Here is a 25069-nt window from a genome sequence, read left to right as displayed (position 1 = left end):
AACGTCGTGTTCTTGCGCACGAGTGCCGTTCTCGCGGCTGGTGCTGCATTTCGCGTGGCCTGCGCCGCAGAAGCTCGCCCTTGCGATGAATGAGGCATCGTCAGCGGGGCGTCGCACATTCAGGCGCCACACAGGGGTTCGCGGCGAGCCAAAAAAAATGGCGCCGTGTTACGGGCGCCATTCGTGGCTTGCTGCATTGCTTGGCGTGGTCGGCGTTATTCGAGGCCTGCCCAGCGATGCCGCTCGGCCATGGCGAGGGCAAGCTTCGGGCTGCGGCGCGCCACGCGCTCGCGCTTCTCGCGCTCGGCGCGGATCGTGGGCCACGCGGCGAGGTACGCCTCAAGCACGGCCGGATCCGCTGCATAGCGCTTCAGTGTTTCGGCGTTGGCCGAGCGCAGCGCTACCGCGCCGTTGTAGCCGCCAAATCCCTGCGTGGCGCAGATGGCGCCGCCGTCGGCATTGCCCGGTGACGGCTCGGCCTGCAGGTGGAAGTGACCTGCCACTTCGGCCAGGTCCGGATCCAGCCGGCGCAGCGTCGGTACGCCCGGTGCCGTGCGGCCCAGTACGAACTGCACCGCCTGGGAAAGCGCCTTTAGGCCGGTCTCGCCCATGGTGTGGCCATCGCCGACGGCCTTCGGCGTACCGACGAAGAGCTTCGGCAGTTCGCCTTCGCGGCCCTGGCGCAGGGCAGCGCCACGCAGGCCGGCCAGGGCGGTGCCCAGGTCGGTTTTGGAGTTGGTGCGGGTACCGGTGGCGTGGGCCGCCAGGTACTGGAAATCGTCCACGCCGAAGCCATGGGCCTGGTAGGCCATGTCCAGCGCCTGCACAAGGGCGTTCTCGCCGCCGAAGCCCACGCCGGCGAAGTGTGCCTTACCGCCGGCTTCGCCACTCTGGCCCCAGCCGACGATGATCGAGGTGATGTCGAGCTGGTTACGCAGGGCGAAATCCAGCGTGGTTACCAGCAGGCCGGAGCCACCATGACCGACTACCGTGCCGTCGGCATCGATATCGAAGGGCGCCAGGGCGTCGTGCACCGTGCGCTCGGAACCGTCGCCATGGGCGGCGTTCTTGGCGGCCAGCTTCTCGCCGGTCATCAGGGCGCCGCCGCCAAACGCCTCGAGGATGCCGTAACGGGGCTGGAGCGCGGCATCGGCCGCTGTCAGCAGCACGACCTGCGGGCGCTGGAAGCCCGGGTAATCGAACAGCAGCTGCGGGGCGATATCCGCCAGTGCGATCAGGCTGGAGGCGCACGCGCCCACGGCCGTGGCCGGTGCCTGCGGCACGCGGGTGAAGCCCACTTCCTCGGACTTCAGCTGCTCGCGCAGTTCCGGGTTCTTGAGCACCCGGCTGATGCTGAAGGATGGGGCGAGCATGGTCGACACCAGGGCCGGTCCGTGCGAGCCCAGTGAATGCGCCAGGCGTACCGCGAACGTATCCTTGGGGAAGCCACCTTCCGGCAGGGGCGCATCAGGGCGCAACCACTGGCCCAGTGCCTCGTTGCCACCGAACGCCGTGGCGGAGGCGACACGGAAGGAAAGGGGGTTCGGCACCAGCTCGGAAAGCGGGCGGGGCAGGCCGGCCAGCGCGCCCAGTGCGCCGTAGGCGAACAGCTGCGCCTGCAGCGAAGGGCTCAGTAGCGGATCGTTCTGGAACAGGCCGTGCATTTCCTTCAGGCCAGAACCGCGGATGTCCTCGTAACGCAGGCCGGCCAGCCGGCGCAGGCCCACGGTTTCCAGGTCGTGCGGCAGCGGCGCGGCGATATCGGTGACGACGCGCGGCGCGAGGTCGCGAACGCCCGGCACGTGGCGGATGCCCGACTGGGCGCGCAATTCGGCGCCGTGCAGCCGCTTGAGTTCATCCAGCGACACCGGCTGGCCCGCCTGTTCGCCCTGGGCCCAACGCATGCCATCGGCGGCGCTGGGCGCCTCCGGGTCGAGCTCGACCAGGCCGGCGTCGAAGGCGGCCAGCGGGAGGAATTCCTCGGACTGGGCTACCAGCGCCTGGTAGGTTTCCGTCGAACCCACGGCCGAGATGGTGCAGGCGGTGCCGACAGTGACGAGGACTTGGTCGCTTCTCAACATAGGTGCGTGATTATCCGGACAGACCAAACGTTAATTATAGGCGGACTCGGCCCGGTAAAAGGCGCCTGTCATACCGCCGGGCGAAAAATGCCCGCCAGGGCCCGCGATACACCCTTATTGATGATGGCGGCCCATATGGCAGGAATGGCACGCTTGACGCCCATCCGCACGGCATCCTTATGGAGAGTGGCATGATCAAGGCAGGTTTCCTCGTTACCGTGGCGGCCGCAGCCATGGCGATCGGCCCCGGCGCATCCGCGGGCCAGCTCCCCAGCGGTCCCGCCGACCTCATGGTGAAGGAAAGCACCTCGGACGTCGCGAGCACCCAGGCCCGGGCAACAGCCGCCCTCGCGAAGCTGGGCGTGCCCGTGTTCGCCACGTTTGATCATGCCGCCAATGCCAGTGAAGCGGGCATGCCGCTACGACCGACCGTTGTACTGGTGTTCGGCAATCCGAAGGTGGGCACGAAGTTGATGCAGGACCAGCAGGCGATGGCGCTCGACCTCCCGTTGCGCATCGCCATCTGGCAGGACGGGCAGGGTCGCACCTGGATCAGCTATCACGACATCCGGCGCACTGCCGACGCCTACGGCGTGAAGGACCATGAGACGGTGGGGAAACTTGCTGATTTCATGACGTCGCTCATAAAGCAGGCGGCTGGCGATAGCACGATCTGATCAATCGTCGCGAAAATGTGGAGTGGCTCACATTTTTGTTGCAACGCCGAAATTGCACACCCCTAAGAGGCTAGGTAGTTCTACGGAGTTGTTTACCATCCAGTCACCGACGTGAAATTCCTAGGACACGCCGGCGACATGGGGTGTCGCGGGAATGCGCGTGAAGCCTTTTTATTTCGCAAGCATTTGAATCGATTTAGATTCGCAGCGCGCCACCTTCCGTAGCGGCGCCTTGAGCGCTTTTGAAGACCATGCGACTGCCTGATTGGGGGCGGCTTGATGCTGCCCCGCGTTTGGCTCGTGCGCGTGTTGACAGGGGAAAGTGATGAACCGGGTATTCCGCATCGTGTGGTCCACGGCCGTGGGCGCGTGGGTGGTAGCGTCTGAATTCGCTGGCCAGCATGGCAAGGGTCATGGCCGTTCCGCGGCGCTCACCGACCAGCGGCCTGGCCTTCGCGGCGCCGCCAGCGGGCGACTGCTCGCCCTGGCCGTGCTCGCCGCCCTGGCAGGCATGCACGCGCCCGTGGCGTCGTCCGCCGATCGCTACTGGGACGTCAACGGCGGTTCCGCGGGCAGTGGTGGCACCGGCACCTGGGACACCAGCACGGCCTTCTTCAACAGCGCTAGTGATGGCGTGGCCGGGCCCTTCGTCAAATGGAATAACGCGGCGCTCGATAACGCCGTCTTCGCGGGCACGGCGGGCACCGTCACGCTGAGCGGTGGGATCACAGCGCAAGCCCTCACATTCTCCACCACCGGGTACGAACTGGACGGCGGCACGCTCACCCTGGCCGGCGCCACACCGACAGTCAACGTGGCCACAGGCAACGCGACGATCAACTCCGTGATCGCCGGCACCGCTGGGCTCACGAAGACGGGTAGCGGCTCATTGACTCTTGGCGGCGCCAATACTTTCAGCGGCGGCATCAATGTGCAGTCAGCCGGCCTGGTCGTGACGGGTGATTCGGCATTGGGTGCGGCCAGCAATGGCATCACCATGGCCAGTGGCACTGCCCTGAGTGCGACCACCAGCGCCCTCGCGGCAACACGTACGGTGACCACCACCGGCACGGGCGATGTCACGCTCCGCGGCATCGTCGGTTCGGCGCGCTACACGGGTACGGCCGGCATCGTTGCTGTCAGCGGCGTGATCATGAGCAACGCCGCCAACGATTACACGGGGCGCACGGCGTTTATCGGGGGTGGTGGCGGTTACGGCTTCACGTCCATCGCAAACCTCGGCCTTGCGAGCTCACTGGGCGCGCCCACCGATCCCACGACCGGCATGATCGTCGTGCAGGCCGGCGGCGGCCTGGGCGGCACCGTGACCTATAGCGGCAGCGGCGATACATCGAACCGCGCGTGGCAATTCCAGAATACGTCCAGCGGTGGCACGACACTACGGAACACGGGCACGGGCACCTTGCACCTCACGGGCGATATCGCAGCGGTGAACCAGTGGGTACTCGCCATGGGTTTCCAGGCGGTAAACGCCGACATCGATCTGAGCGGCGTGCTCAGCAGCGCGTCGGACCGGGTATTCGCTTACTCGGGGAGTGCCGGCCGCACGATCAGCGTGACCGGCGCCAACACGTATACCGGTTCGACGCAGATCAATACGATCACGGTGGCGGCCAACACACTTGCCGATACCGGTACGGCCAGCTCCTTCGGTACGGGTACCGCATCGGGTGCCGTCGTCGCCCTGATCAACGGCACCCTCAGCTACACCGGCGGTGCGGCAAGCAGCAACCGCGCCTGGACGTTCGATGGTACGAGCGCGCTCAACAACAACAGCACGACGGGTGGGATGTCGCTTTCGGGCAACGCGGCGTTCGTGGCGGGCGGTACCGATACGGTCTCGCTGGGTGGTTCGTACACGGGTGCCAATACGTTCTCCGGCATCATCAGCGGGGTCGGCAACGTCACCATGAACGGTGCGGGCACGTGGGTGCTCGGCGGTGCAAACACGTACACCGGCAAGACCACCGTGACGGCGGGCACGCTCGTGGCGGGCACGGATCAGGCCTTTGCCGGCACCAGCGGTCTCCAGGTGGATGGCGGTACGCTGGACCTCAACAACCAATCCATCACGGCCCCGTCGCTCGCCGGCGCGGGTGGTACCGTGGCGCTCGGCAGCGGCACGCTCACACTCAAATCATCCACGGGTACATCGGCCTATAGCGGGGTGATCACGGGTACGGGCGGCGTGACCAAGCTCGGCGCTAGCACCGCCACGCTGAGTGGTGCGAATACCTATACCGGCGCCACGACGATCGGCGGCGGTACTCTTGCGCTCGATTTCACCGTGGCCGGTGCGCCGGCCAGCAACATCATCAACGCGGCATCGGCCCTTAATCTCAACGGTGGCACGTTATCGCTGAAGGGACGTGCCGGCGCGAATGCACAGGCATTCAGCGCGTTGAACATCAATGCCGGCAGCAACCGCATCAGTGCGACCGCGGGCTCGGGTGGGACGCTTAACGTCGCCCTGGGTGGTATCAACCGCACCGGCGGCCTTATTGATTTCGCGTACAACACCGGCGCCACACTCGGCACGACGCACGCCGATGGCGTGCTTGGTGGCTGGGCGACGGTCAACGGTACCGACTATGCGCAGGTGACCGGCGGCGTCATCGGCGCGTTCACCAACTACGCGAACAAGGATGATGCGAGCCAGTGGCTCAGCGGGGATATCGTCAGCGACGAGGGCGGCGCGGCGAACACGCCTTATACCAACACCGTCAATGGTAATGTTGCCCTGGGTGGCCTGAAATACACCGCGGCCGCGAACTCCACGGTCACCGTGGGCACCGGTAATACGCTGGGTGTGGATGGCAGCATCATCGTCGCCCCCAGCGCCGGGGCGGCGAGCCAGAAGATCCAGGGCGGATCCATGACGGGCGGCGCAGGCGGCAGCCCCCTCGGCGTCCTGCAGAACAGCACCGGCACGTTCACCATCGCCTCGTCGATCGTCGACAACGGCGGTGCCACCTCGTTCGCGGCGGGTGGCAGCGGGACCGGCACGGTGGCCCTGACCGGCAACAACACCTACACGGGTGGCACGACGGTAAGTGGCGGCACGCTGGCCTTCAACAGTGTGGCCAATGGGGGCGCAGCTAGCGCGCTGGGTGCGTCCACCGCCGATGCGGCAAACCTGGTCCTGGAGAACGGCACGTTGCGTTACACCGGTGCCACGGCAAGCACCGATCGCGGCTTCACCCTGGTGAACGGCGGCCCCGCGCGTACGATCCAGGTGGATGGCACCACCAACCTGACGTTCGCTGGCCAGGTGACGAGCCCCGACGATGCCGGCTTCACCAAGACCGGCACCGGCACGCTGACCCTCGCGAATGGCGCGAACGATTTTGTCGGCCCGGTGGTCGTCACGGCGGGCCTGGTCGCCACCGGCACGCTGGCGGACGGCGGGCAGGCAAGCGGCATTGGCGCGGGCAGCAGCAATGCCGCCAGCCTGGTGCTGCAGGGCGGTGGCGGCCTGGAGTACACCGGCGCCACGGCCTCGACGGATCGCGGCTTCACCCTGGCAGGCGGCAATGGCGTGGTCGCGGTGGATGACGCAGCAACGACGCTGACCGATAGCGGCACGATCGTGGGCACGGGCCGCTTGAATAAGGATGGTGCGGGCGTGCTGGTCCTCTCCGGCGCCAACACCTACACCGGCGGCAACACGGTGCTCGCAGGTACCTTGCGCGCAGGATCCAGCCAGGCCTTTGGCGGCAGCGCGACCGGCGCGGGCGCCGGTACGATGACGGTCAACCCGGGCGCGACGCTCGACCTTGCCGATTTCAATGTGTGGGTTGCGGGCCTGAACGGATCGGGCAACGTCACGCTGGGCTCGGGCACCCTGCAGAGCAACGGCAACGGCACGTTCTCGGGCGCGATCAGCGGCACGGGTGGCGTGCTGATTTCCGCGCATACGCAGACGATGAGCGGCTGCGGCAATACGTACACCGGTGTGACAACCCTGGCGAGTGCCTCCCTCACCACCGATTGCCTGGCGAACGGCGGCCAGGCCAGTGGCCTGGGTGCATCGTCCAGCGCCTCGTCCAACGTGCTGCTGCAGAGCGGAACCATCGTTTACACCGGTACAGATGTTGCCATCGATCGCGGTATGCAGATCACGGCCGCTGGCGGGATCAACGTCAGCAACGCCTCGACGACACTCGGCATCGGCGGCCTGATTACGGGTACGGGACAATTCCAGAAGCTGGGGCAGGGTACGCTCGTCCTGTCCGGCGCGAACACGTATTCGGGCGGCACCTATGTGCGTGGCGGCACGCTGCGCGCCAATGTAGTCAATGCATTGAGTACCGGTGCATTGCGGTTCGATGATGTCGCCGGCGCGGCACTGGATATGAACGGATTCGACACGGCGGTTGCCGTCGTCACCGGCGGCGGCACGACGGGCGGGAACATTTCCCTGGGCGGCGCCACGCTCACCACCAATGGCGCATCGTCGGCGGGCGTGGGTATGTACTCCGGCGCCATCACCGGTAACGGCAATATCGTCAAGACCACCGGCAGCGTGCAGTACCTCGCCGGCACGGCTAGTACCTATGTGGGCACCACGACGGTGAATGCCGGTACGCTGTCCGTGCAGTCATTGGCCAATGGCGGCGTGGCCAGCTCGCTGGGCGCGGCCAGCAGTGCCGCCGCCAACATCGTGCTCAATGGTGGCACGCTGCAGTACCTGGGTACGGGCGACAGCACCGACCGCCTGTTCACGCTGGGCGCCTCGGCGAGCAGCGCGCTGGGCGCGGAGGGCACGGGCGCCATCCAGTTCACCAATACCGGCGCCGTGGCCTTCGCCACCCAAAATACCGCGCAAACGGTAACGCTAACGGGTGCCAGTACGGCGGATAACAGCCTGGCCGCGAACCTTGCGGATAACGGCACCGGCAAGACCTCACTGCGCAAGACCGGCATCGGCACGTGGATCCTGCGCAATCCGGCCAGCACCTACACAGGTGCCACGACGATCGTCGGCGGTGTGCTGGGCGTGGATAAGCTGACCAATGGCGGGCAGGCGAGCAGTATCGGTGCATCGACCAACGCAGCCGCCAACCTGGTGATCGGAAGCGGCGCAACCCTTCGCTACACCGGCGCGGGAGATACGACGGACCGTTTGTTCACGCTATCCACTGGCTCGAGCGTGATCGAATCCTCGGGTACTGGCGCGATCGTGTTCAGCAACACGGGTTCAGCCGCGTACGCGGGCAGCGGTGACCGCACCCTTGGCCTGGGCGGCAACAACACCGGCAACAACACCATGGGTGGCTCCATCATCAATGGCCCCGGCGGCGTGACGACCCTGGCCAAGAACGATGCCGGTACGTGGCTGCTCACGGGTAACAACACCTATACCGGCAACACGGTCATCAACGGCGGCACCCTCCAGATCGGCAATGGCGGTACGACCGGCTCGATCGCCAGCCCGAGCGTGATCGTCGCGGCTGGCACGCTTGCGTTCAACCGTTCGGATGCGCTGAATCTGGCGGGCACGATTTCCGGCGCGGGCAATGTGCTGCAGAAGGGTACGGGTACCACGCTGCTTACGGCCACCAACACCTACACGGGTGGCACGAGCATCACGGGCGGTACGCTGCAGCTCGGCAACGGCGGCGCAAGCGGCTCCATCGTGGGCGATGTGCTGGATAACGGCACGCTGGCGTTCAACCGCTCCGATGCCTACGGCTTCGCCGGGCTTGTATCGGGCACGGGTGGCGTGACCCAGCGCGGCAGCGGCACGACCAAGCTCACCGGGGCCAATAACTACAAGGGTGCAACGAGCGTTGAAGCCGGCACCTTGCTTATTGACGGCAACCAGGCCGGTGCGACCGGAACCGCCACGGTACAGACTGGCGGTACGCTGGGTGGCACGGGTGTGCTCGGCGGTGATGTTGTCGTCGCGACTGGCGGCAGCCTTGCTCCGGGTGACAGTGGCGCGGCGGGTACGCTGACGATCAACGGCAGCCTCTCAGTAGCCAACGGCGCGGCGCTCAACTATCAGTTTGGCCAGGCCGATGTGGTGGGTGGCTCGCTGAACGACCTGACTGTCGTGCATGGCAACCTCGCGCTGGATGGCACGCTCAACGTAGCGGCGACGCCGGGTGGCAGCTTCGGTCCTGGCCTGTACCGGATCATCAGCTACGACGGCACGCTCAATGACCAGGGCCTTGCGCTCGGGACAACGCCTTCCGGTTCGTACCAGGTACAGACCTCGGTCGCCCACCAGGTCAACTTGCTCAACGGCTCGGGGCTCACGCTGAACTTCTGGGACGGCCCGGCCGGTCACGCGAACCACACGATCGATGGTGGCAGCGGCACCTGGCAGGACAGCAGCGGCAACGACAACTGGGCGGACCAGACGGGCGCCTATAACGCCCCGTATACCGATGGTGAGTTCGCGATCTTCATGGGTGCGCCGGGCACCGTGACGGTCGACAACACCCTCGGTAACGTTACCAGCGCGGGCATGCAGTTCGCGGTGGATGGCTATCGCATCAACGGTGATGCGATCACGCTCACCGGTGGTCCTTCGGTGTTCCGCGTGGGTGATGGCACGGCGGCAGGTGCGGCCATGACGGCGAACATCGATGCAACCCTCGCCGGTACCGGTGGCTTGGAGAAGGAGGACCTGGGCACCCTCGTGCTCTCGGGCGCCAATACGTACACCGGCGGCACGGCCGTGAATGCCGGCACGCTCTCGATATCGGGCGATGCGAACCTCGGCGACGCCGCGGGCAACCTGTCGATCGACGGCGCCACGCTGCGCACCACCGGAACCATGACCAGCGCGCGTGCCGTCACGGTCAACCAGGGTGGCGCCACGCTGGATACGCTCGCCGACCTTGGCCTCACTGGCGTCGTGGATGGCGCCGGTACACTCACCAAGACGGGTAGCGGCACGCTGACGCTTGCCGGTAACAACAGCTATGCCGGCGGCACCGTGATCGACGGTGGCACTGTCGCCGTCGCTGCCGATGCGAACCTTGGCAATACCGCAGGCGCGCTGACGCTGGATGGCGGCACGTTGCAGAACAGCGCCACCTTCGCTTCCGCACGAGGCGTCAGCCTGGGCGCGGGCGGCGGTACCTTCGATACGCTCGGCGACCTGAGCCTGGCTGGGACGATTAGTGGCGCTGGCAGCTTGGCCAAGGCCGGCAATGGCGCGCTCATTCTTACGGCAGAGAACAATTACACCGGCGGCACCGTGCTCGGCTCGGGCGTGCTTCAGCTGGGCAACGGCGGCACGACGGGCTCTGTCGCTGGCGATATCGTCGATAACGGCACGCTTGTCTTCAACCGCAGCAACACCTTGACGCTTGCCGGGCTGATCTCGGGTGCGGGCTCGGTGGAGCAGCGCGGCGCAGGCATCACCATCCTGACAGGGGCGAACCGCTATGCGGGCTCGACGGCGGTCCGCGGCGGGGCCTTGTTCGTCAATGGCGACCAGTCCCTGGCCACGGGGTCTACCACGGTCGATGCCGGTGGCACGCTGGGCGGCAAAGGCACGATCGGCGGGGATGTCGTTATCGCTGACAACGGCACGCTGAATGCCGGCGATGTCGGCAGCGCACCGGGCACGTTATCGATCCGCGGCGACCTGACCCTCAACGGCGCGTCGAACCTCAACGTCGACCTGGGGCAGGCCAACGTGGTGGGTGGGCCACTCAACGACCTGACCAAGGTCAATGGCGATCTCACCCTCGATGGTGTCCTGAATGTCTCGGTATCGTCGGGTGGCACGTTTGATCCGGGCATCTACCGGATCATTGGGTATAACGGCAGCCTCACCGACAACGGCCTGGCGATCGGCTCGGTACCCTCGCCGAACTATTTCCTGCAGACCTCGGTGGCCCAGCAGGTGAACCTGGTGAACACCAACGGCCTGCCGGTCAATATGTGGGATGGCAATGGCAATCGCGGCGATGGCGTAGTGAGCGGTGGCGATGGCGTGTGGCAGAACGCCAGCGGCAACGATAACTGGACGCTGCTGGATGGCAGTATCAACGCGCCGTTCCAGGACAGCAGTTTCGCTATCTTCGCGGCTGCACCGGGTACCGTCACCGTGGATGCCAGCCTGGGTGCGATCAACACCGCTGGCATGCAGTTCGCCACCGATGGTTACCGCGTGGAAGGCGACAGCATCGCGCTGACGGGTTCATCGCCGGTGATCCGCGTTGGAGACGGCACCACCGACGGCGCCACGATGACGGCGACGATCGCGTCGCAGCTCACCGGTACGAACGGGCTGACCAAGTCGGACCTGGGCACGCTGGTGCTAACGGGCGCAAACACTTATACGGGGAACACCAGCATTACCGGAGGTACGTTGCAGCTGGGCGAGGGCGGTACAAGCGGCTCCATCGTCGGCGATGTGGCGAACGACGGCACGCTGGCCTTCGATCGTTCTGACGATGTCACCTTCGACGGGCTCATCTCGGGCACGGGTGCGGTGGCGCAGCGTGGTAGCGGTACCACGGTGCTCACAGGCAGCAACCGCTACAGCGGCCCGACGACCGTGCAGGCCGGCACGTTGCTGATCAACGGTGATGCGAGCCTGGCCACGGGCACCACCACGGTGCAGGCAGGTGCCGTGCTGGGCGGCGCTGGCACCCTCGGCGGCGATGTGACCGTCGACGACGGTGGCACCCTTAGCCCGGGCCCGATCGCGGGCTCTGCTGGCACGCTGACGATCAACGGCAGCCTCGCGCTAGGTGCCAACAGCATGCTGGATTACCAGCTGGGCCAGGCGGGTACGCCTGGTGGCGCGCTGAACGACCTGACCGTGGTCCACGGTAATCTGACGCTCGGTGGCACGCTCAATGTCACCACGACGGCCGGCGGCGCGTTTGGCGCCGGCGTCTATCGTCTCTTCACGTACGACGACGGGCTCACCGACAACGGACTGCAGCTCGGCACCATGCCTGCGGCCGACAATTTCGTGCAGACCTCCATCGATCACCAGGTGAACCTGGTCAACAGCAACGGGCTGACCCTTAACTTCTGGGATGGCCCGGGCCATGCTAACGACGGGGCGATCACCGGCGGCAGCGGCGTATGGCGGTTGAGCGACAACGATCACTGGACCGAAGCCGATGGTGCGATCAACGCGCCGTACAGCGAGGGCGCATTCGCGATCTTCGGGGGCACCGGCGGCACGGTGACTATTGATAACGCGAACGGACCGGTCAGCGCCTCGGGCCTGCAGTTCGTGGCGGATGGCTATACGGTGACAGGCGGTGACCTCGCGCTTACGGGCGGTGCCACATCCATTCGCGTCGGCGATGGCAGTGCAGCCGGTGCGTCCATGACCGCGACCATCGATGCAGCGATCAATGGCGCGGGCCTGCTGGTGAAGGATGACCTGGGCACCCTGGTACTCGGTGGCACCAACGTCTACACCGGTGGCACCGATGTGCATGGGGGTACGCTGCAGGTGTCGCGCGATGCCAACCTCGGTAACGCGCTGGGCAGCCTTTCCATCGACGATGCCACGCTGCGGACGACCGCGAGCTTCAGCAGCCAGCGCGTGGTAGGCCTGGGCGGGGACGCCACGATCGAGACGGATGCCGATACGACGCTCACGTTGAGCGGTGGCATGCAGGGCACCGGCAGCCTGACCAAAACCGGGGCGGGCACGCTTGCGGTGGGTGGCGGCGCCACCTACGCCGGCGCAACGACCGTGGCAGATGGCACGTTGGCGGCCACGGCGGTCAACGCATTCAACGGTGCATCTGGGTTTAGCGTGCAGCAGGCAGGCGTGCTTGACCTTGGCGGCCACGCGCAGCAGCTTGCGTCACTGGTGAACGCCGGTACCGTCGCGTTCGGTGGCACACCGGGTACCACGCTCAGCGTGACTGGTGACTATGCGGGGCAGGGCGGTACGCTGAAGTTCAACACGGCGCTGGGCGGCGACAGCTCGGCCACGGATACGCTGGTGGTCGGCGGAAACACCTCCGGTAACACGCAGGTACTGGTGGCCAACGTGGGTGGCGCAGGTGCGCAGACCAGCCAGGGCATCAAGTTGATCGATGTGAAGGGCAACTCGGCGGGTACGTTCACGCTGAAGGGTGACTACGTATTCCAGGGTGACCAGGCCGTGGTTGCCGGTGCGTACGCGTACCGCCTGTACAAGGGCGCTACGGATACAGCCGACGGTGACTGGTACCTGCGCTCGGCGCTGACGAATGGCGACGCAGGGGATCCTGCCGGGGATCCGGGCAATGGGCCGTTGTACCAGCCTGGCGTGCCGGTGTACGAGGCATACGCGGGTATGCTCGCGCAGGCCAATACACTCGACACGCTGTTCCAGCGCACCGGCAACCGCCAATGGGCCGACGAACAGAGCCGCGATGCCATGCAGCCGGGTGAAGGCCTCTGGCTGCGTGTGCAGGGTGCGGACCAGACCATCAAGCCGGCAAACAGCACCAGCGGCACGAACTATGATCTGTCGGGCGCGAAATCCGAAGTGGGCGCCGATGCGGTGCTTGCCCAGGGTGGTGATGGCAAGTTGGTCGGTAGCCTGTCCCTGCAGTACGGACACGAAAGCACGAGCGTGCGTTCGGCCTATGGCGATGGCAGCATCAACACCCACTCGTACGGCGTCGGCGGTGCGCTTACCTGGTATGGCGATAACGACTTCTACGTTGATGGCCAGGTCCACTGGATGCGTTTCGATTCCGACCTGCACTCGAACGAGCTCGCCCGCGTGCTGGCCGACAACAACAAGGCGACGGGCTACGCATTCGGTGTGGAGGCCGGCAAGCGCTTCTGGCTCTCCGATGCGTGGACGATTACCCCGCAGGCCCAGGTCAGTTACGGGCGCACGGCGTTCGATGGCTTCAACGATGCGTTCGATACCCGCGTTTCCCAGGCTGATGGGAAAGCGGGCATCGCGCGAGGTGGCGTGACCGTGGATTACCTGCGCACCCGCCAGGGCGCCGCAGGAGCGGTCACCACCCATCTGTACGCCATCGCCAACGTCTACAACCACTTCAAGGACCAGGCCGTCGCCAGCGTGGCCGGCACGGATGTCGGTACCCGCAACGAGCGCTGGTGGGGTGGCCTGGGTGTCGGTGGCGCGCTGGATTGGGCGGGCGGCCGTTACTCGGTGTACGGCGAAGTGCAGGGGCAGACCGGCATCTCTGACGGTAGCAACTCGCACGGCGTCAGCGGCACCGTGGGTTTCCGCATGCGCTGGTAATCGCAGGCCAGCCCCGGGAAGAAGCCCCGCCGCTTGGGCGGGGCTTTCTGGTATGCGTTTCCTGCATACATGACAACCTGATGTCAGATGAAGTTACTGTCATGTTGCGCCGCAACGATAGCGACGTGCCGGTGTTGCGCGTAAATTGGAACGGTCGTGTTCTAGCCTGTCGTGTGTAACGCCGACGGGTCGCCAACCTAGCCAGCCTCCAGGGGGCCAAGCCAATGTCCGAGAAGGACCCTTCACCCGACGCGCTGCAATCGCGTCGCCGTATCCTCATGGGCTTGTCGCTCGCGCCGCTCGCGGCAGCACTCCCTGGCGTTCACGCCGCTGACAAGGCAGCACCCGGCGCAGGCGGATCCTCCTTCGCCGGCGCAGACGATCCGCGCAGATATACGCCATCGTTCTTCAAAGATACCGAATGGGCCTTTATCCAGGCGGCGTGCGACCGGCTGATTCCTGCCGATGACACCGGGCCTGGCGCTGTGGAATCCGGTGTGCCCGCGTTCCTGGACAAGCACATGCAGACCCCGTACGCCGCGGGCGCCATCTGGTACATGCAGGGGCCGTTCCTGGAGGCGCCGGCGGAGTTCGGCTACCAGGGCAAGCTCACGTTGCGCGACATTATCCGCGTGGGCATCGATGCGATGGATGCGCATTGCCGGAAGACCTACGCGGGCAAGACGTTCGCGCAGCTGGATACCGCCATGCAGGAAGACCTGCTCACCCAAGCCGAAAGCGGCAAGCTCAAGCTCGAAGGTATCTCGTCCAAGCTGTTCTTCTCCAACTTCCTCAACGAAGTGAAGAACGGCTATTTCGCTGATCCGAAGTACGGCGGCAACCGCAACATGGGTGCGTGGAAAATGATCGGTTACCCCGGCATGCGTGCCGACTACATCGACTGGATTGGGGTACGCGACAAGGCGTACCCGCTGCCACCGGTGGATCTTTCGGGCAAGCGGGGTTGATGACATGGCTACCGTGAAACCGAAAGTCGATGCGGTCATCGTCGGCATGGGCTGGACGGGTGCGATCCTGGCCAAGGAACTCACCGACGCTGGCTTGCACGTGGTCGCGCTGGAACGTGGCGCGGATCGCGACACGCAGCCAGACTTTGCCTACCCCAAGGTCGTCGATGAGCTGGAAGGCTCCGTGCACCGCCGTTTCCTGCAGAGCCTCGGGCAGGAGACCGTGACGATCAGGCACACCGGCGATGCGACGGCCGTGCCATACCGCCAGATGGGCTCGTTCAAACCCGGTACGGGCGTGGGCGGCGCGGGCACGCATTGGTCGGGTTGCCATTTCCGCCCGCTGCCCGAGGACATGCGCTTCCGCAGCAACGTGGAACAGCGCTACGGTAAGAAATTCATCCCCGACGACATGACGATCGAGGACTTCCCGGTCAGCTACGACGAACTCGAGCCGCACCTGGATATGTTCGAGCGCGTCTGTGGCACGGCGGGCAAGGCCGGCGTGCTGAACGGCGTGGTGCAGGCCGGTGGCAATCCGTTCGAAGGTTCACGCTCGCGTGAATACCCGCTGCCGCCGAACCCGGACTATCTTGGCTCGGAGATGTTCTACAAGGGCGCGAAGGAGATGGGCTGGCACCCGTATCCGATCCCGGCCTCCAACGCATCGGCACCGTACATCAACCCGTACGGCTGCCAGATGGGCCCGTGCAACGCCTGCGGATTCTGCAGCGACTATGGCTGCCTGAACTACTCCAAAGCCAGCCCCAACGCCTGCATCCTTCCGGTATTGCGTCGTCGCGGCAACTTCGAGTTGCGGGCGAATTCGCAGGTACTGAAGGTGAACCTGGATAGCACGAAGAAAAAGGCCACCGGCGTCACCTACCTCGATGCCGAGGGCAAGGAAGTCGAACAGCCGGCTGATATCGTGCTGCTGTGTGCGTTCCAGTTGTTCAACGTGCACCTCATGCTGGTCTCGGGCATCGGCACCCCGTACGACCCGGAAACGAACACCGGTACCATCGGTCGCAACTACTCGTACCAGAACCTCAACCGCGTGGTGCTGTTCTTTGATAAGAGCGTGCAGGCCAACCCGTTCATCGGTATCGGTGGAGCGGGCGCCACCATGGATGACCTCAACGGTAACCAGCTCGATAACGGCAAGGCCGGTTTCGTCGGTGGCGGCCTGGTCTGGGCCCGGCAGCCGGGCGCGGGCCCCGTGCGCGGTATCAACGTGCCTGCCGGTACGCCCAACTGGGGCTCGAAGTGGAAGCAGGCTGTCGCCGATAACTTCCGCCACTCGTTCTATTTCGAGGTGCAGGGCGCCTGCATGTCGTACCGGCAGAACTACCTGAGCCTTGACCCCACCTATCGCGACGGTTTCGGCCGGCCCTTGCTGCGCATGACCTTCGACTGGCAGGCCAACGAGATCAATGCATCGCAGTTCTTCGTCGACCAGGCCCTGAAAATGGGTCGTACCCTCAATCCGCTCTCCATCCTGGGCGATGCAAAAAAGGATGGCGAGCACTACAACATTACCAAGTACCAGAGCACGCACACGTGCGGTGGCGCGACCATGGGCAACAACCCGGCAACGTCAGCGCTCAACCGCTACCTGCAATCCTGGGATGTACCGAACGTATTCGCGATCGGCGCCAACGCGTTCCCGCAAAACAACGGGTACAACCCCACGGGCCTCGTGGGTGGGCTCGCGTACTGGGCGGCGGCCGCGATTCGCGAGAAATACCTGAAGGACCCCGGTCCGCTGGTGCAGGCTTAAGGGGGCAGGGTGATGAAAAAATTCCTGTTGACCCTGGTTGGCCTCGGCCTCCTCGCCCTCGTGCTCGCACTTGCGTTCGCCTTTTGGCCCACTCACACGCGTGAAATCGCTGAGGGCCCTGCGGCCGACAAGGCACTCGTGGAGCGAGGCCGGTACCTCGCTTATGCCGGCGACTGTACGGCATGCCACACGCGGCCGGGCGGCCCGGCATTCGCTGGTGGCCTGCCTATCGCCTCGCCGCTGGGTACGATCTACAGCAGCAATATCACGCCCGATGCCGTGCGTGGCATCGGGCGCTACACGCTGGATCAATTCGATCGCGCCGTCCGTCATGGCATCGCCGCTCAGGGTTCGTCGCTGTATCCCGCGATGCCGTACCCGTCGTATGCACGCATGACCGATGACGACGTGCGAGCGCTTTATGCCTACTTCCTGCATGGCGATATCGCGCCTTCGGCCGAGGCCAACCGCGAGGCCGATATTCCCTGGCCACTCTCCATGCGCTGGCCGCTTGCGATCTGGCGCAAGCTGTTCGCGCCTGCGCCGGATGAGGTGGCGTTCGATGCCAGGGGCTACGCCGACGCACGGCTTGCCCGTGGCGCCTACCTCGTACAGGGCCCGGGCCATTGCGGCAGCTGCCACACGCCACGCGGCTTCGCCCTGCAGGAGAAGGCGCTGGACCAGCAGGGCAGGGATTACCTCGCCGGTGGCCAGGTTATCGATGGCTGGTTCGCCGTGAACCTGCGCGGGAATGCCGCCGACGGCCTGGGTCGCTGGAGCGAACAGGATATCGTCGACACCTTGAAAACGGCGCGCAACGCGCACAGCGCCGTCGTTGGCCAGCCCATGGCTGACGTGGCTGTACATAGCACGCAGCACCTCAACGATGCAGATCTGCATGCCATCGCCGCGTACCTGAAGTCGCTGCCACCCACCGCAAATGACTCCTCGTCATACGCGGTCGACGATGCCACCGGCAAAGCGCTGCAGGCGGGCATCAACGATAGTCGCGGTGCGGAGATCTACGTGGATAACTGCGCGGCTTGCCACCGCACGGACGCCAACGGTTACGCCCACGTGTTTCCCGCGATCGCGGGTAATCCCACCGTTCTGGCGGAGGATTCGACAACGCTGGTTCGGTTGATCCTGAAGGGCAGCCGCTTGCCTTCGACCGAGGCGGCCCCGTCGCCACTCGGGATGCCAGCATTCGCCGAGCGCCTGAGCGACGACGAGGTGGCACAACTCGCCACCTACGTTCGTAGCCATTTTGGCAATCACGCGAGCGCCGTGGATGCCTCGGCCGCGCACAAGGTCCGCGATTCACTCCCCAAGGATCACGAAGCCCTGTAGGAGCGCGCTTGCGCGCGAAAAGCCAACGAAGCGGCGATGCCACGGGCCATCGCGCGCAAGCGCGCTCCTACTTACATCGTTTGGGCTATGGGTTGCACGCGTGCCACGAGCGTATAACCCTCCTCTTACCCAGTTTCCTGGGCAGGCAGGAGAAGGGCCATGGCGTTACTTCTGGTGAAGGGTTCTTCGGGCGCGGATGTTGCGCAGCTGCGCAAGAAGCTCGCGGCGCAGCTGAAGGGTGGTGAGAACGCGTTCCCCGGCCTAGCCAACGGGAGCGTGTTCGACGACGTCACTGACGCTGCAGTCCGCCAATGGCAATCAGGGGTCGGTCTCGTCGCCGATGGCATCGCCGGGCCTTACTGCCAGAGTGTGCTGGGTTTGGTCACGCTCAGCGCCACGGCCGTACCGCTCACGCTTGATGCGGTCAGGCAGCTGTTTCCTGCCACGAAGCCCTCCAACATCGCCCGTTACCTGCCGTATGTCGCGGCGGCGTTGAACGTGTTGGGCCTGCGCGATCGCCCGATGATCTGTGCGGCGCTCGGCACCATTCGCGCAGAAACCGAGGGGTTCGTTCCGATCCCGGAGTTCCCATCCCATTTCAACACCATGGCGGGCATGGCGCCGTTCAGTGCTTACGACGGGCGAAAGGACCTTGGTAATACCCAGCCGGGCGATGGTGCACGCTATCGGGGGCGTGGGTTTGTGCAGCTGACCGGTAGGGCCAACTATCACAAATACACGGCGGAGATCGGGCTGGATATCGAAACATCGCCCGATCTGGCTGATGCGCCGGAAGTGGCCGCGGTGCTGCTCGCGACCTTCCTGGGTGATGTTGCCTCGAAAACGCGAGAACGGATCGCGGCGGGCGACCTTGCCGGCGCGCGCAAGTTGGTCAATGGTGGAAGCCACGGGCTGGACAAGTTTCGCAGTGTTTTCACCCTGGCGAAGAGCGTCTGGCCCGAAACCGCGGCAACCGGTACAGCCGCTCGCGCACGTTCACGCAAGGGAGCCGTCGCCGCGGCGGCGCCACTGCGCAAGCTCAATGCCAGTAAGGATCCGGTCGACCTGCGTGATCGCGTTTACGCCCCCCGGGTTGATAGCCTTCCGGATTGCACGCCGGCCGATGAGGACATCGTCGCGTTGCTGCCGGTGTATACGAAAGCGGGCCTGATCATGGACCAAGGCCAGGAAGGCGCTTGCACCGGTTTTGGCCTCGCCTGCGTCATCAACTACCTGCGCTGGCGAAAGGCGGGCATGCTTCCGAAGCTCGAATCCGTAAGCCCGCGCATGCTTTACAACTTCGCTCGCCGCTACGACGAGTACGCGGGTGATAACTACGATGGGTCGAGTTGCCGCGGTGCCATCAAGGGGTGGTTTTACAACGGTGTGTGCCTGGAGAACGACTGGCCTTATACCGCAGGCGATACGCATCCCCCCAAGTTCGGCTACGCCGACCGGGCGACGGCGCACACGCTCGGGGTGTATTACCGGGTTGATGTCGCCACCATCACCGACCTGCAGGCGGCCATCCTTGAAACGGGTGCCGTGTATGTCTCCGCCAATACGCATGCGGGTTGGCAGGATGTCCCGACCGTGCGCAAACACATCACGGGCCACGAGACGCTGCCCGCGATCGCCTTTGATGGGCACCCCTCGCACCAGGACGGGCACGCGTTCGCCCTGGTGGGCTTCAATACACGTGGCTTCGTCGTGCAGAACTCCTGGGGCAAGACGTGGGGGTGTGGCGGCTTTGCCGTACTCACCTACGCCGACTGGCTCGCCAACGCCATGGATGCGTGGGTGGTGGCCATGGGCGTGCGTGGCCTCGTGTTCGGCAAACGCGCCGCCGGAACGACCGGGCTGACCCGGCGCGCGGGGCAGCCGGGTGCCGCGGCGTGGAGCGAAGCGGATGCCTACGAACATAGCGTCGTGCTGGGTAATGACGGCAGGGTCAGCCGGTACCTTACGCAGGATGAGATGAGCAGGAGCCTGCTTTATCAAGCCAGCACATTGCCCGATCAGTGGTTTCGCCAGCAGCCCGGACCGATCAAGCGCCTGGTCATCTACGCGCACGGGGGCCTGAACAGCGAGGCTGATGCGATCAAGCGTGCCAGCATCATGGGCCGGTACTTTACCGGCAACGGCTGCTATCCGTTGTTCATGGTGTGGAAGACCGGGCTACTCGAATCGATCGACGACATCATCAGTGATCGCTTCCACGGTTCGACCCGCGCGGGCGGCCTGCGCGAGACCGTGACAGACCTGACCGATACGCTGATCGAGACGACCGTGGGCCGCCCGTTCGCGCGGCCGGTATGGAGCGAGATGAAGGAGAACGCCCAGGGCGCGAGCCAGCCGACACGCGGCGGCGATCTTCTTGTAACCGCCCTGCAGAACCTCGCGCAAAGCTGGGGCGACAAGCTCGAGATCCACCTCGTGGGCCATTCAGCCGGGGCGATCTTCCATGGCTGGCTCGTCGATCTGCTGGCGGGGCGCGGCCTCGATGCCTGGGTGAAGTCGGTTCACCTCTACGCGCCCGCGTGCACGGTGCAGTTTGCAAACCAGCACTACGCACCGCACACAGCACTGATGAAGAACATGTACCTGGACATACTCTCCGATGACAACGAGCGCGACGACAACGTCGCGTCAATCTATCGCAAGTCGTTGCTCTATTTCGTTTCCGATGCGCTGGAGCTTGATGTGCGCACGCCTATCCTTGGGCTCGCCAACGTCATGGATGTGTCCTACAAGCGCTGGGATGGCTCATCGGCTTCGGGGGAAGCATTGGGCAACTGGCGCCAGGCAGCAAAGCTGGGTGGGCTAGACAAGCGTATCGACCTGACGACGACCAGCACCGTGCCCACGACCCTTGCCGGCGCCACCATCCCTGCCAGCCACGGAAGCTTCGACAACAACATCACCGTCGTCGGTCGCACGTTGCAGCGGATTACCGGTGGCAAGCTCGCGATGCCAGTGGATGATCTCAGCGGATTTTAGGCGCCCGGCATGCCATCCGCGCGAACGCATATCAATCGTCCACGGCGTAAGCGTGCGTGTGCCGCAGTGATGGGCACGCCGGTGGATGGCCACCTGGGCCACCCAAGGCAATCAACGCCGACGAGGCCGCCCAGGCCGCCGAATCGAACGCGATATGCGAGCCCACCGGCGGCGCTTTCAGCCCCATTCGCCGCAGTGCATCGCGCAACACGTGGATCCTGCCCATGCGCCGCGTAGCCGCCGTGTTGTAGGTGAAGCTGATGGTCCGCGAGGCGTCGGTGCTGGTTTCGACCATGTGCGGACTCGTCAGTGGCATGTAGACACCGGTACCCGGGGTCAGGTGGAACACGTGGGCCCGCTCACGAAACGCCTCCTGCCACTGCGCACGGCTGAGGTCATGGCGCGCGTGGAAATCATCGCGAACACGGTCGTCCAGCGTCTCCCGATCCGTTGGATCCCACACGTACACGGTCTTGGTGCCGGATACCTGGCACAGCAACACGTGGCTGCGATCGATGTGGAAGGGCGTACATGTATTCGGTGACGCCGAAAAGATCCATCCAGCCCGGTAGTAAACGCCGGGATCCACGCGCTCGATGTCATCGATGATCGGCTCGAATGCCTCATCGACCAGTGCACGGTAGGTCGGATCGGCCTGGATGTGGCGTAGCAGTACCCATGCCTTGGCATCTTCGATAGCACTCAATGACGCTACGGCCGATTGCGTGGTGGGATAGAGCTGGGCCGCGGCATCGAAATCGGTGCCGGGTTCCACGCCGCTGGCGAAGCTATACCAGCGATTCGTTCCGCGACATCGCTTACCCAGCTCAACCAGCGCCTCCCTTTGCAGCAGGGGGTGATCGGTGAACGTATGGGTCAGGGGCGTGACGCGCATGGGGTCAAACGTATCCCATGCCATGGTGATGGACGGAGCGACGGACGTAGTCATGGGCGGTCACCGTTCTGGAGCCACGCAACGTGTGCGTGCGCACTACCTGCCGAGGACGGTTATACGCTGGCGTTTTTCGCGTTGATCACTGCCTTTCGATGTAGACCTTTGTGCCGTAATTCGTTGGTACGAGCGGGATCCGGCGGTCTTCACGCAATATCTTTCGAAATAGGCCGCGCGGTGAGAATCGTCGCGTGAACCAGTGCGAGAAATGGCAAAGACGTACGTACAGCAAAGTGATGCACACCGCGGACTTGTCACGCACTCGCATATCTTCGCTCACGAACGCGTGAGAGCCGGCGCAGCAAGTTTTCGCCGCGTGTACCGCGTCCGTAGCACTACGTTCGAACACGGCATAGGCCGCACGTATGACGTCAGCCTGCGTGGTTCTCCACTCACTGCGCGCAGGGCGACGCAGTCTTCCGCGTCGCATGGAATTCGACGGAAAGCCCAAGATCACCCTGGGTCGGTGCGAGGAACGCCTCGCCCTGTGCACCTGCGTAGGTCACCAGGGTTTGCTCGTATCCGCGCTCGACCCAACGCTGGGCACGGCCGAGGTCGTCAACAGCGAAGCTCACGCCAAGCACGCGCGCGCCGCCACTGGCCATGGCCTGCGTGGCGATGCCAGGCCCATCGGGCTGCAATGTCAGCAACGCCGTGGGCCCCACCGGAACGCAGAATCCCGACGCCGCGACAGCGGGGAGTTTGATGGGCACGGCATGACCAAAGCCCATCCTCTCGAGTTGCTGCCGATCCGCATCGGCATTGGCCGACACCAGCCATATCGACGTGAGCGCCCGTGCGCCGTTCGGGTGCTCCCGGGTCACACGATAGTCGGTCGCATTGTCCGGATCGAACTGATCCGGCGCATAGCCCTTCGCGTAATCGATGAAGAAGGTGTTGCTGGATAACGGCGGCTTATCCAGATCGAACGCGAACAGACGCCAGCCCGGCTTGCTGCTGTCGGGGCCGGAGAAGACCGGGGTCACGGGGTATTTCAGGGCCTGCAGTGCGATGCGTAACGGCTCCAGCGATGTCGTACGTATGCCGAAGGTCCTCGAGCCCGGGCCGCCCTTCAGCGCCTGCTGGTCCTCCTTCATCCCGGGATCGAATGCGGGGTTGGGCCGCGTAATACCGAGCAGTTCGATAAAGCTGGTGTCTGAGAACCGGATGTAGCGGTTTTCCACGCCGCCGGGATCGCGGCCAGGCCGCACTTGAAAGCCTAGCTTCACCGCCATGACCGATGTCGCCTGATCGATGTTGCGTCCCCACAACAGGACATGATCAAGGCGCGCGCCGGTCGTGGGCGATGTCGGCTGTATGGCTGCCGCTTGGGCGGCACCCAGGCACACCACGGAGGCCATGACGAAGAGAGGGAGGCGCATGCGAATCCTCATGGGGACTGAGTGAAGGTCTCGCGGCCAGTTATCCGCGACACCGCGGCGCAGCCGCAAGGACAATTTCCGTGCGAAAACCGCCAGCCGCACCGAGTAACGCGGGCCGGGTGGACAGCCCGCCTCAGGTGCCCGCGCTACGCCGCAGCGATTGCGGGGAGCTACCAAATGCCCGGACGAAAGCACGGCGCATGCGGTTGGCATCACCGAAACCCGTCGAGATCGCGATGTGCTCCAGGTGCAAATGGCTGGTTTCCACCGCCAGGCGAGCCGCCTCCAGGCGTAGCCCCTCGACCACCTTCGCCGGTGTCGCACCGATCTCTGCCGAGAAGGCGCGAGCGAAGTTGCGCGGGCTCATCGCCGCGCGTTCGGCCAGGCGCTCAACGGGCATCGGCTCGCCGAGGCGGGAACGCATCCATCCGAGCAGGTCGCCGAAGCGCCCCGTCTTGCCCCCTTGCTCCACGAGGACCGAATACTGCGATTGCCCTGCGTGCCGACGTTGGTGCACCACCAATTGCTGTGCGGTACGCCGCGCAATGCCCGGGCCCAGATCATCCTCGACCAGCGCGAGTGCCAGGTCGATGCCTGCGGAGATGCCGGCCGATGTCCACACCCTGCCATCGCGGATGAACATCCGGTCCGCATCCAGGCGCACCTGCGGGTAGCGCTGGCGGAAGCGATCGGCGGCCGCCCAGTGGGTCGTGGCAAGGCGGCCGTCGAGCAGCCCGGAATCCGCCAGGAAGAATGCGCCTGAGTACACGCCGGCGGCGCGCCGCCAGTCGTCGCGGGCGAGCAGGGTAGCGATGCCGGGCTGGCCTGCCTCCACCTGCGCCAGGTTGCCGCCGGCCACGATCACGGTATCGAAGCGGCCATGCTCCAGTGGCGCGGCGGTCAGGCACACGCCCGACGAGCTGCGTACCACGCCACCCCCTTCTGCGATGACCTGGATCGCGTAGCTCTCCGGCCGGAAACGCTCGGCCATCTCGAACACGGCGATCGGGCCCGCCGCGTCCAGCAGCTGAAACCCCGGGAAAATGACAATGGCGATCTCGCGGCGCATGGGGTGGCGACCTGGCGTGGCCTGGGTGCGGCGAAGGTGGCGCATGCGCATCGCGGCCGTCAACCCAACCCACGGCACCCCAAGGTTGGGGGCCGGGCGACGCAATCTGGGGGATATCCCCGATGGCGGGCAGGGCGCGTCTCCGTAGTCTGGCATCACAGTCCGCCACTGGGCTGTCACCACCGAAGGAGAACCCCCCATGCCACGTTTTATCGTTGAACGCGCCTTCCCCGGCGGCCTGGATCTTCCCACCAATGAGACCGGCGACCGTATGTGCCGGAACATCGTCCGCACCAATGCCGAAGAGGGCGTGACCTGGGTGCACTCGTACGTCAGCCTCGACCGTACGCGTACCTACTGCGTCTACGATGCGCCCACGCCGGAAGCCATCCGCGAGGTCGCCCACCGCAACCAGCTCCCGGTGGGCAGCATCACCGAAGTCTCGGTGCTCGATCCGTACTTCTATCTCGGGATCGGGCATTCCGGAAAAGCGGCGGCGACGTCTTCGCGGCTGCGCGCCCCCTGGTTGCCCTTCAGCTACCTCGCCGCGTGAGGCGTAAAACCACAAAGACGGCAGTGG

General features: G+C 65.1%; 11 protein-coding genes. 7 read left to right on the top strand and 4 right to left on the bottom strand.

The genetic code is table 11. The annotated features are described in order from the left end of the window. Positions 1-215 precede the first annotated feature (215 nt). Positions 216-2081 (bottom strand): beta-ketoacyl-[acyl-carrier-protein] synthase family protein, encoded by a 1866-nt coding sequence (locus L2Y97_RS11055; RefSeq protein WP_247436604.1) that lies wholly within the window; start codon positions 2079-2081, stop codon positions 216-218. 191 nt (positions 2082-2272) lie between these two features. Here L2Y97_RS11055 and L2Y97_RS11050 point away from each other — a divergent pair, with 191 nt between their 5' ends. The 6 genes from L2Y97_RS11050 (at position 2273) to L2Y97_RS11025 (ending at position 21086) form a co-directional block, all read left to right on the top strand. Further along, positions 2273-2758: a DUF302 domain-containing protein gene (locus L2Y97_RS11050; protein WP_247436602.1), complete on the top strand. Its 486-nt coding sequence runs from the start codon at positions 2273-2275 to the stop codon at positions 2756-2758. 325 nt (positions 2759-3083) lie between these two features. Continuing rightward, a complete protein-coding gene (locus L2Y97_RS11045) occupies positions 3084-13988 on the top strand; it encodes an autotransporter-associated beta strand repeat-containing protein (RefSeq protein WP_247436599.1) in 10905 nt (3634 codons plus the stop codon). Between the two features lie 224 nt (positions 13989-14212). Next, positions 14213-14956, top strand: coding sequence for a gluconate 2-dehydrogenase subunit 3 family protein (locus tag L2Y97_RS11040; RefSeq protein ID WP_247436596.1), 744 nt, complete (start codon positions 14213-14215; stop codon positions 14954-14956). Positions 14957-14960: 4 nt separating this feature from the next. Continuing rightward, positions 14961-16736, top strand: coding sequence for a GMC family oxidoreductase (locus tag L2Y97_RS11035; RefSeq protein WP_247436595.1), 1776 nt, complete (start codon positions 14961-14963; stop codon positions 16734-16736). Between the two features lie 12 nt (positions 16737-16748). Further along, on the top strand, positions 16749-18086 hold the full coding sequence (locus L2Y97_RS11030) for a cytochrome c (protein WP_247436591.1): 1338 nt from the start codon (positions 16749-16751) through the stop codon (positions 18084-18086). A gap of 159 nt (positions 18087-18245) precedes the next feature. Beyond that, positions 18246-21086, top strand: coding sequence for a C1 family peptidase (locus L2Y97_RS11025; RefSeq protein ID WP_247436589.1), 2841 nt, complete (start codon positions 18246-18248; stop codon positions 21084-21086). Positions 21087-21117: 31 nt separating this feature from the next. Here L2Y97_RS11025 and L2Y97_RS11020 read toward each other — a convergent pair whose 3' ends face one another. The 3 genes from L2Y97_RS11020 to L2Y97_RS11010 form a co-directional block, all read right to left on the bottom strand. After that, positions 21118-22035, bottom strand: coding sequence for a cupin-like domain-containing protein (locus L2Y97_RS11020; protein ID WP_247436587.1), 918 nt, complete (start codon positions 22033-22035; stop codon positions 21118-21120). A 395-nt stretch (positions 22036-22430) separates the two neighbouring features. Further along, positions 22431-23420 (bottom strand): VOC family protein, encoded by a 990-nt coding sequence (locus L2Y97_RS11015; RefSeq protein ID WP_247436585.1) that lies wholly within the window; start codon positions 23418-23420, stop codon positions 22431-22433. 133 nt (positions 23421-23553) lie between these two features. Then, positions 23554-24534, bottom strand: a complete 981-nt coding sequence (locus L2Y97_RS11010) for a GlxA family transcriptional regulator (protein ID WP_247436583.1) — start codon at positions 24532-24534, stop codon at positions 23554-23556. A 154-nt stretch (positions 24535-24688) separates the two neighbouring features. Between L2Y97_RS11010 and L2Y97_RS11005 the strand changes: the two genes are divergently transcribed. Next, entirely contained in the window at positions 24689-25042 is a 354-nt protein-coding gene (locus L2Y97_RS11005; protein WP_247436581.1) for a DUF4242 domain-containing protein, read from the top strand. Positions 25043-25069: the final 27 nt, after the last annotated feature.

Source organism: Luteibacter aegosomatissinici, from assembly GCF_023078495.1.
Lineage (GTDB): Bacteria > Pseudomonadota > Gammaproteobacteria > Xanthomonadales > Rhodanobacteraceae > Luteibacter > Luteibacter aegosomatissinici.
The sequence above is the reverse complement of the archived record's forward strand: the minus strand, read 5'-3'. Positions and strand labels throughout refer to the sequence as shown.

Coding starts and splice junctions, on each gene's coding strand:
- L2Y97_RS11055 (WP_247436604.1), bottom strand. CDS start 2,081: ATGTTGAGAAGCGACCAAGTCCTCGTCACTGTCGGCACCGCCTGCACC.
- L2Y97_RS11050 (WP_247436602.1), top strand. CDS start 2,273: ATGATCAAGGCAGGTTTCCTCGTTACCGTGGCGGCCGCAGCCATGGCG.
- L2Y97_RS11045 (WP_247436599.1), top strand. CDS start 3,084: ATGAACCGGGTATTCCGCATCGTGTGGTCCACGGCCGTGGGCGCGTGG.
- L2Y97_RS11040 (WP_247436596.1), top strand. CDS start 14,213: ATGTCCGAGAAGGACCCTTCACCCGACGCGCTGCAATCGCGTCGCCGT.
- L2Y97_RS11035 (WP_247436595.1), top strand. CDS start 14,961: ATGGCTACCGTGAAACCGAAAGTCGATGCGGTCATCGTCGGCATGGGC.
- L2Y97_RS11030 (WP_247436591.1), top strand. CDS start 16,749: ATGAAAAAATTCCTGTTGACCCTGGTTGGCCTCGGCCTCCTCGCCCTC.
- L2Y97_RS11025 (WP_247436589.1), top strand. CDS start 18,246: ATGGCGTTACTTCTGGTGAAGGGTTCTTCGGGCGCGGATGTTGCGCAG.
- L2Y97_RS11020 (WP_247436587.1), bottom strand. CDS start 22,035: ATGACTACGTCCGTCGCTCCGTCCATCACCATGGCATGGGATACGTTT.
- L2Y97_RS11015 (WP_247436585.1), bottom strand. CDS start 23,420: ATGCGCCTCCCTCTCTTCGTCATGGCCTCCGTGGTGTGCCTGGGTGCC.
- L2Y97_RS11010 (WP_247436583.1), bottom strand. CDS start 24,534: ATGCGCCACCTTCGCCGCACCCAGGCCACGCCAGGTCGCCACCCCATG.
- L2Y97_RS11005 (WP_247436581.1), top strand. CDS start 24,689: ATGCCACGTTTTATCGTTGAACGCGCCTTCCCCGGCGGCCTGGATCTT.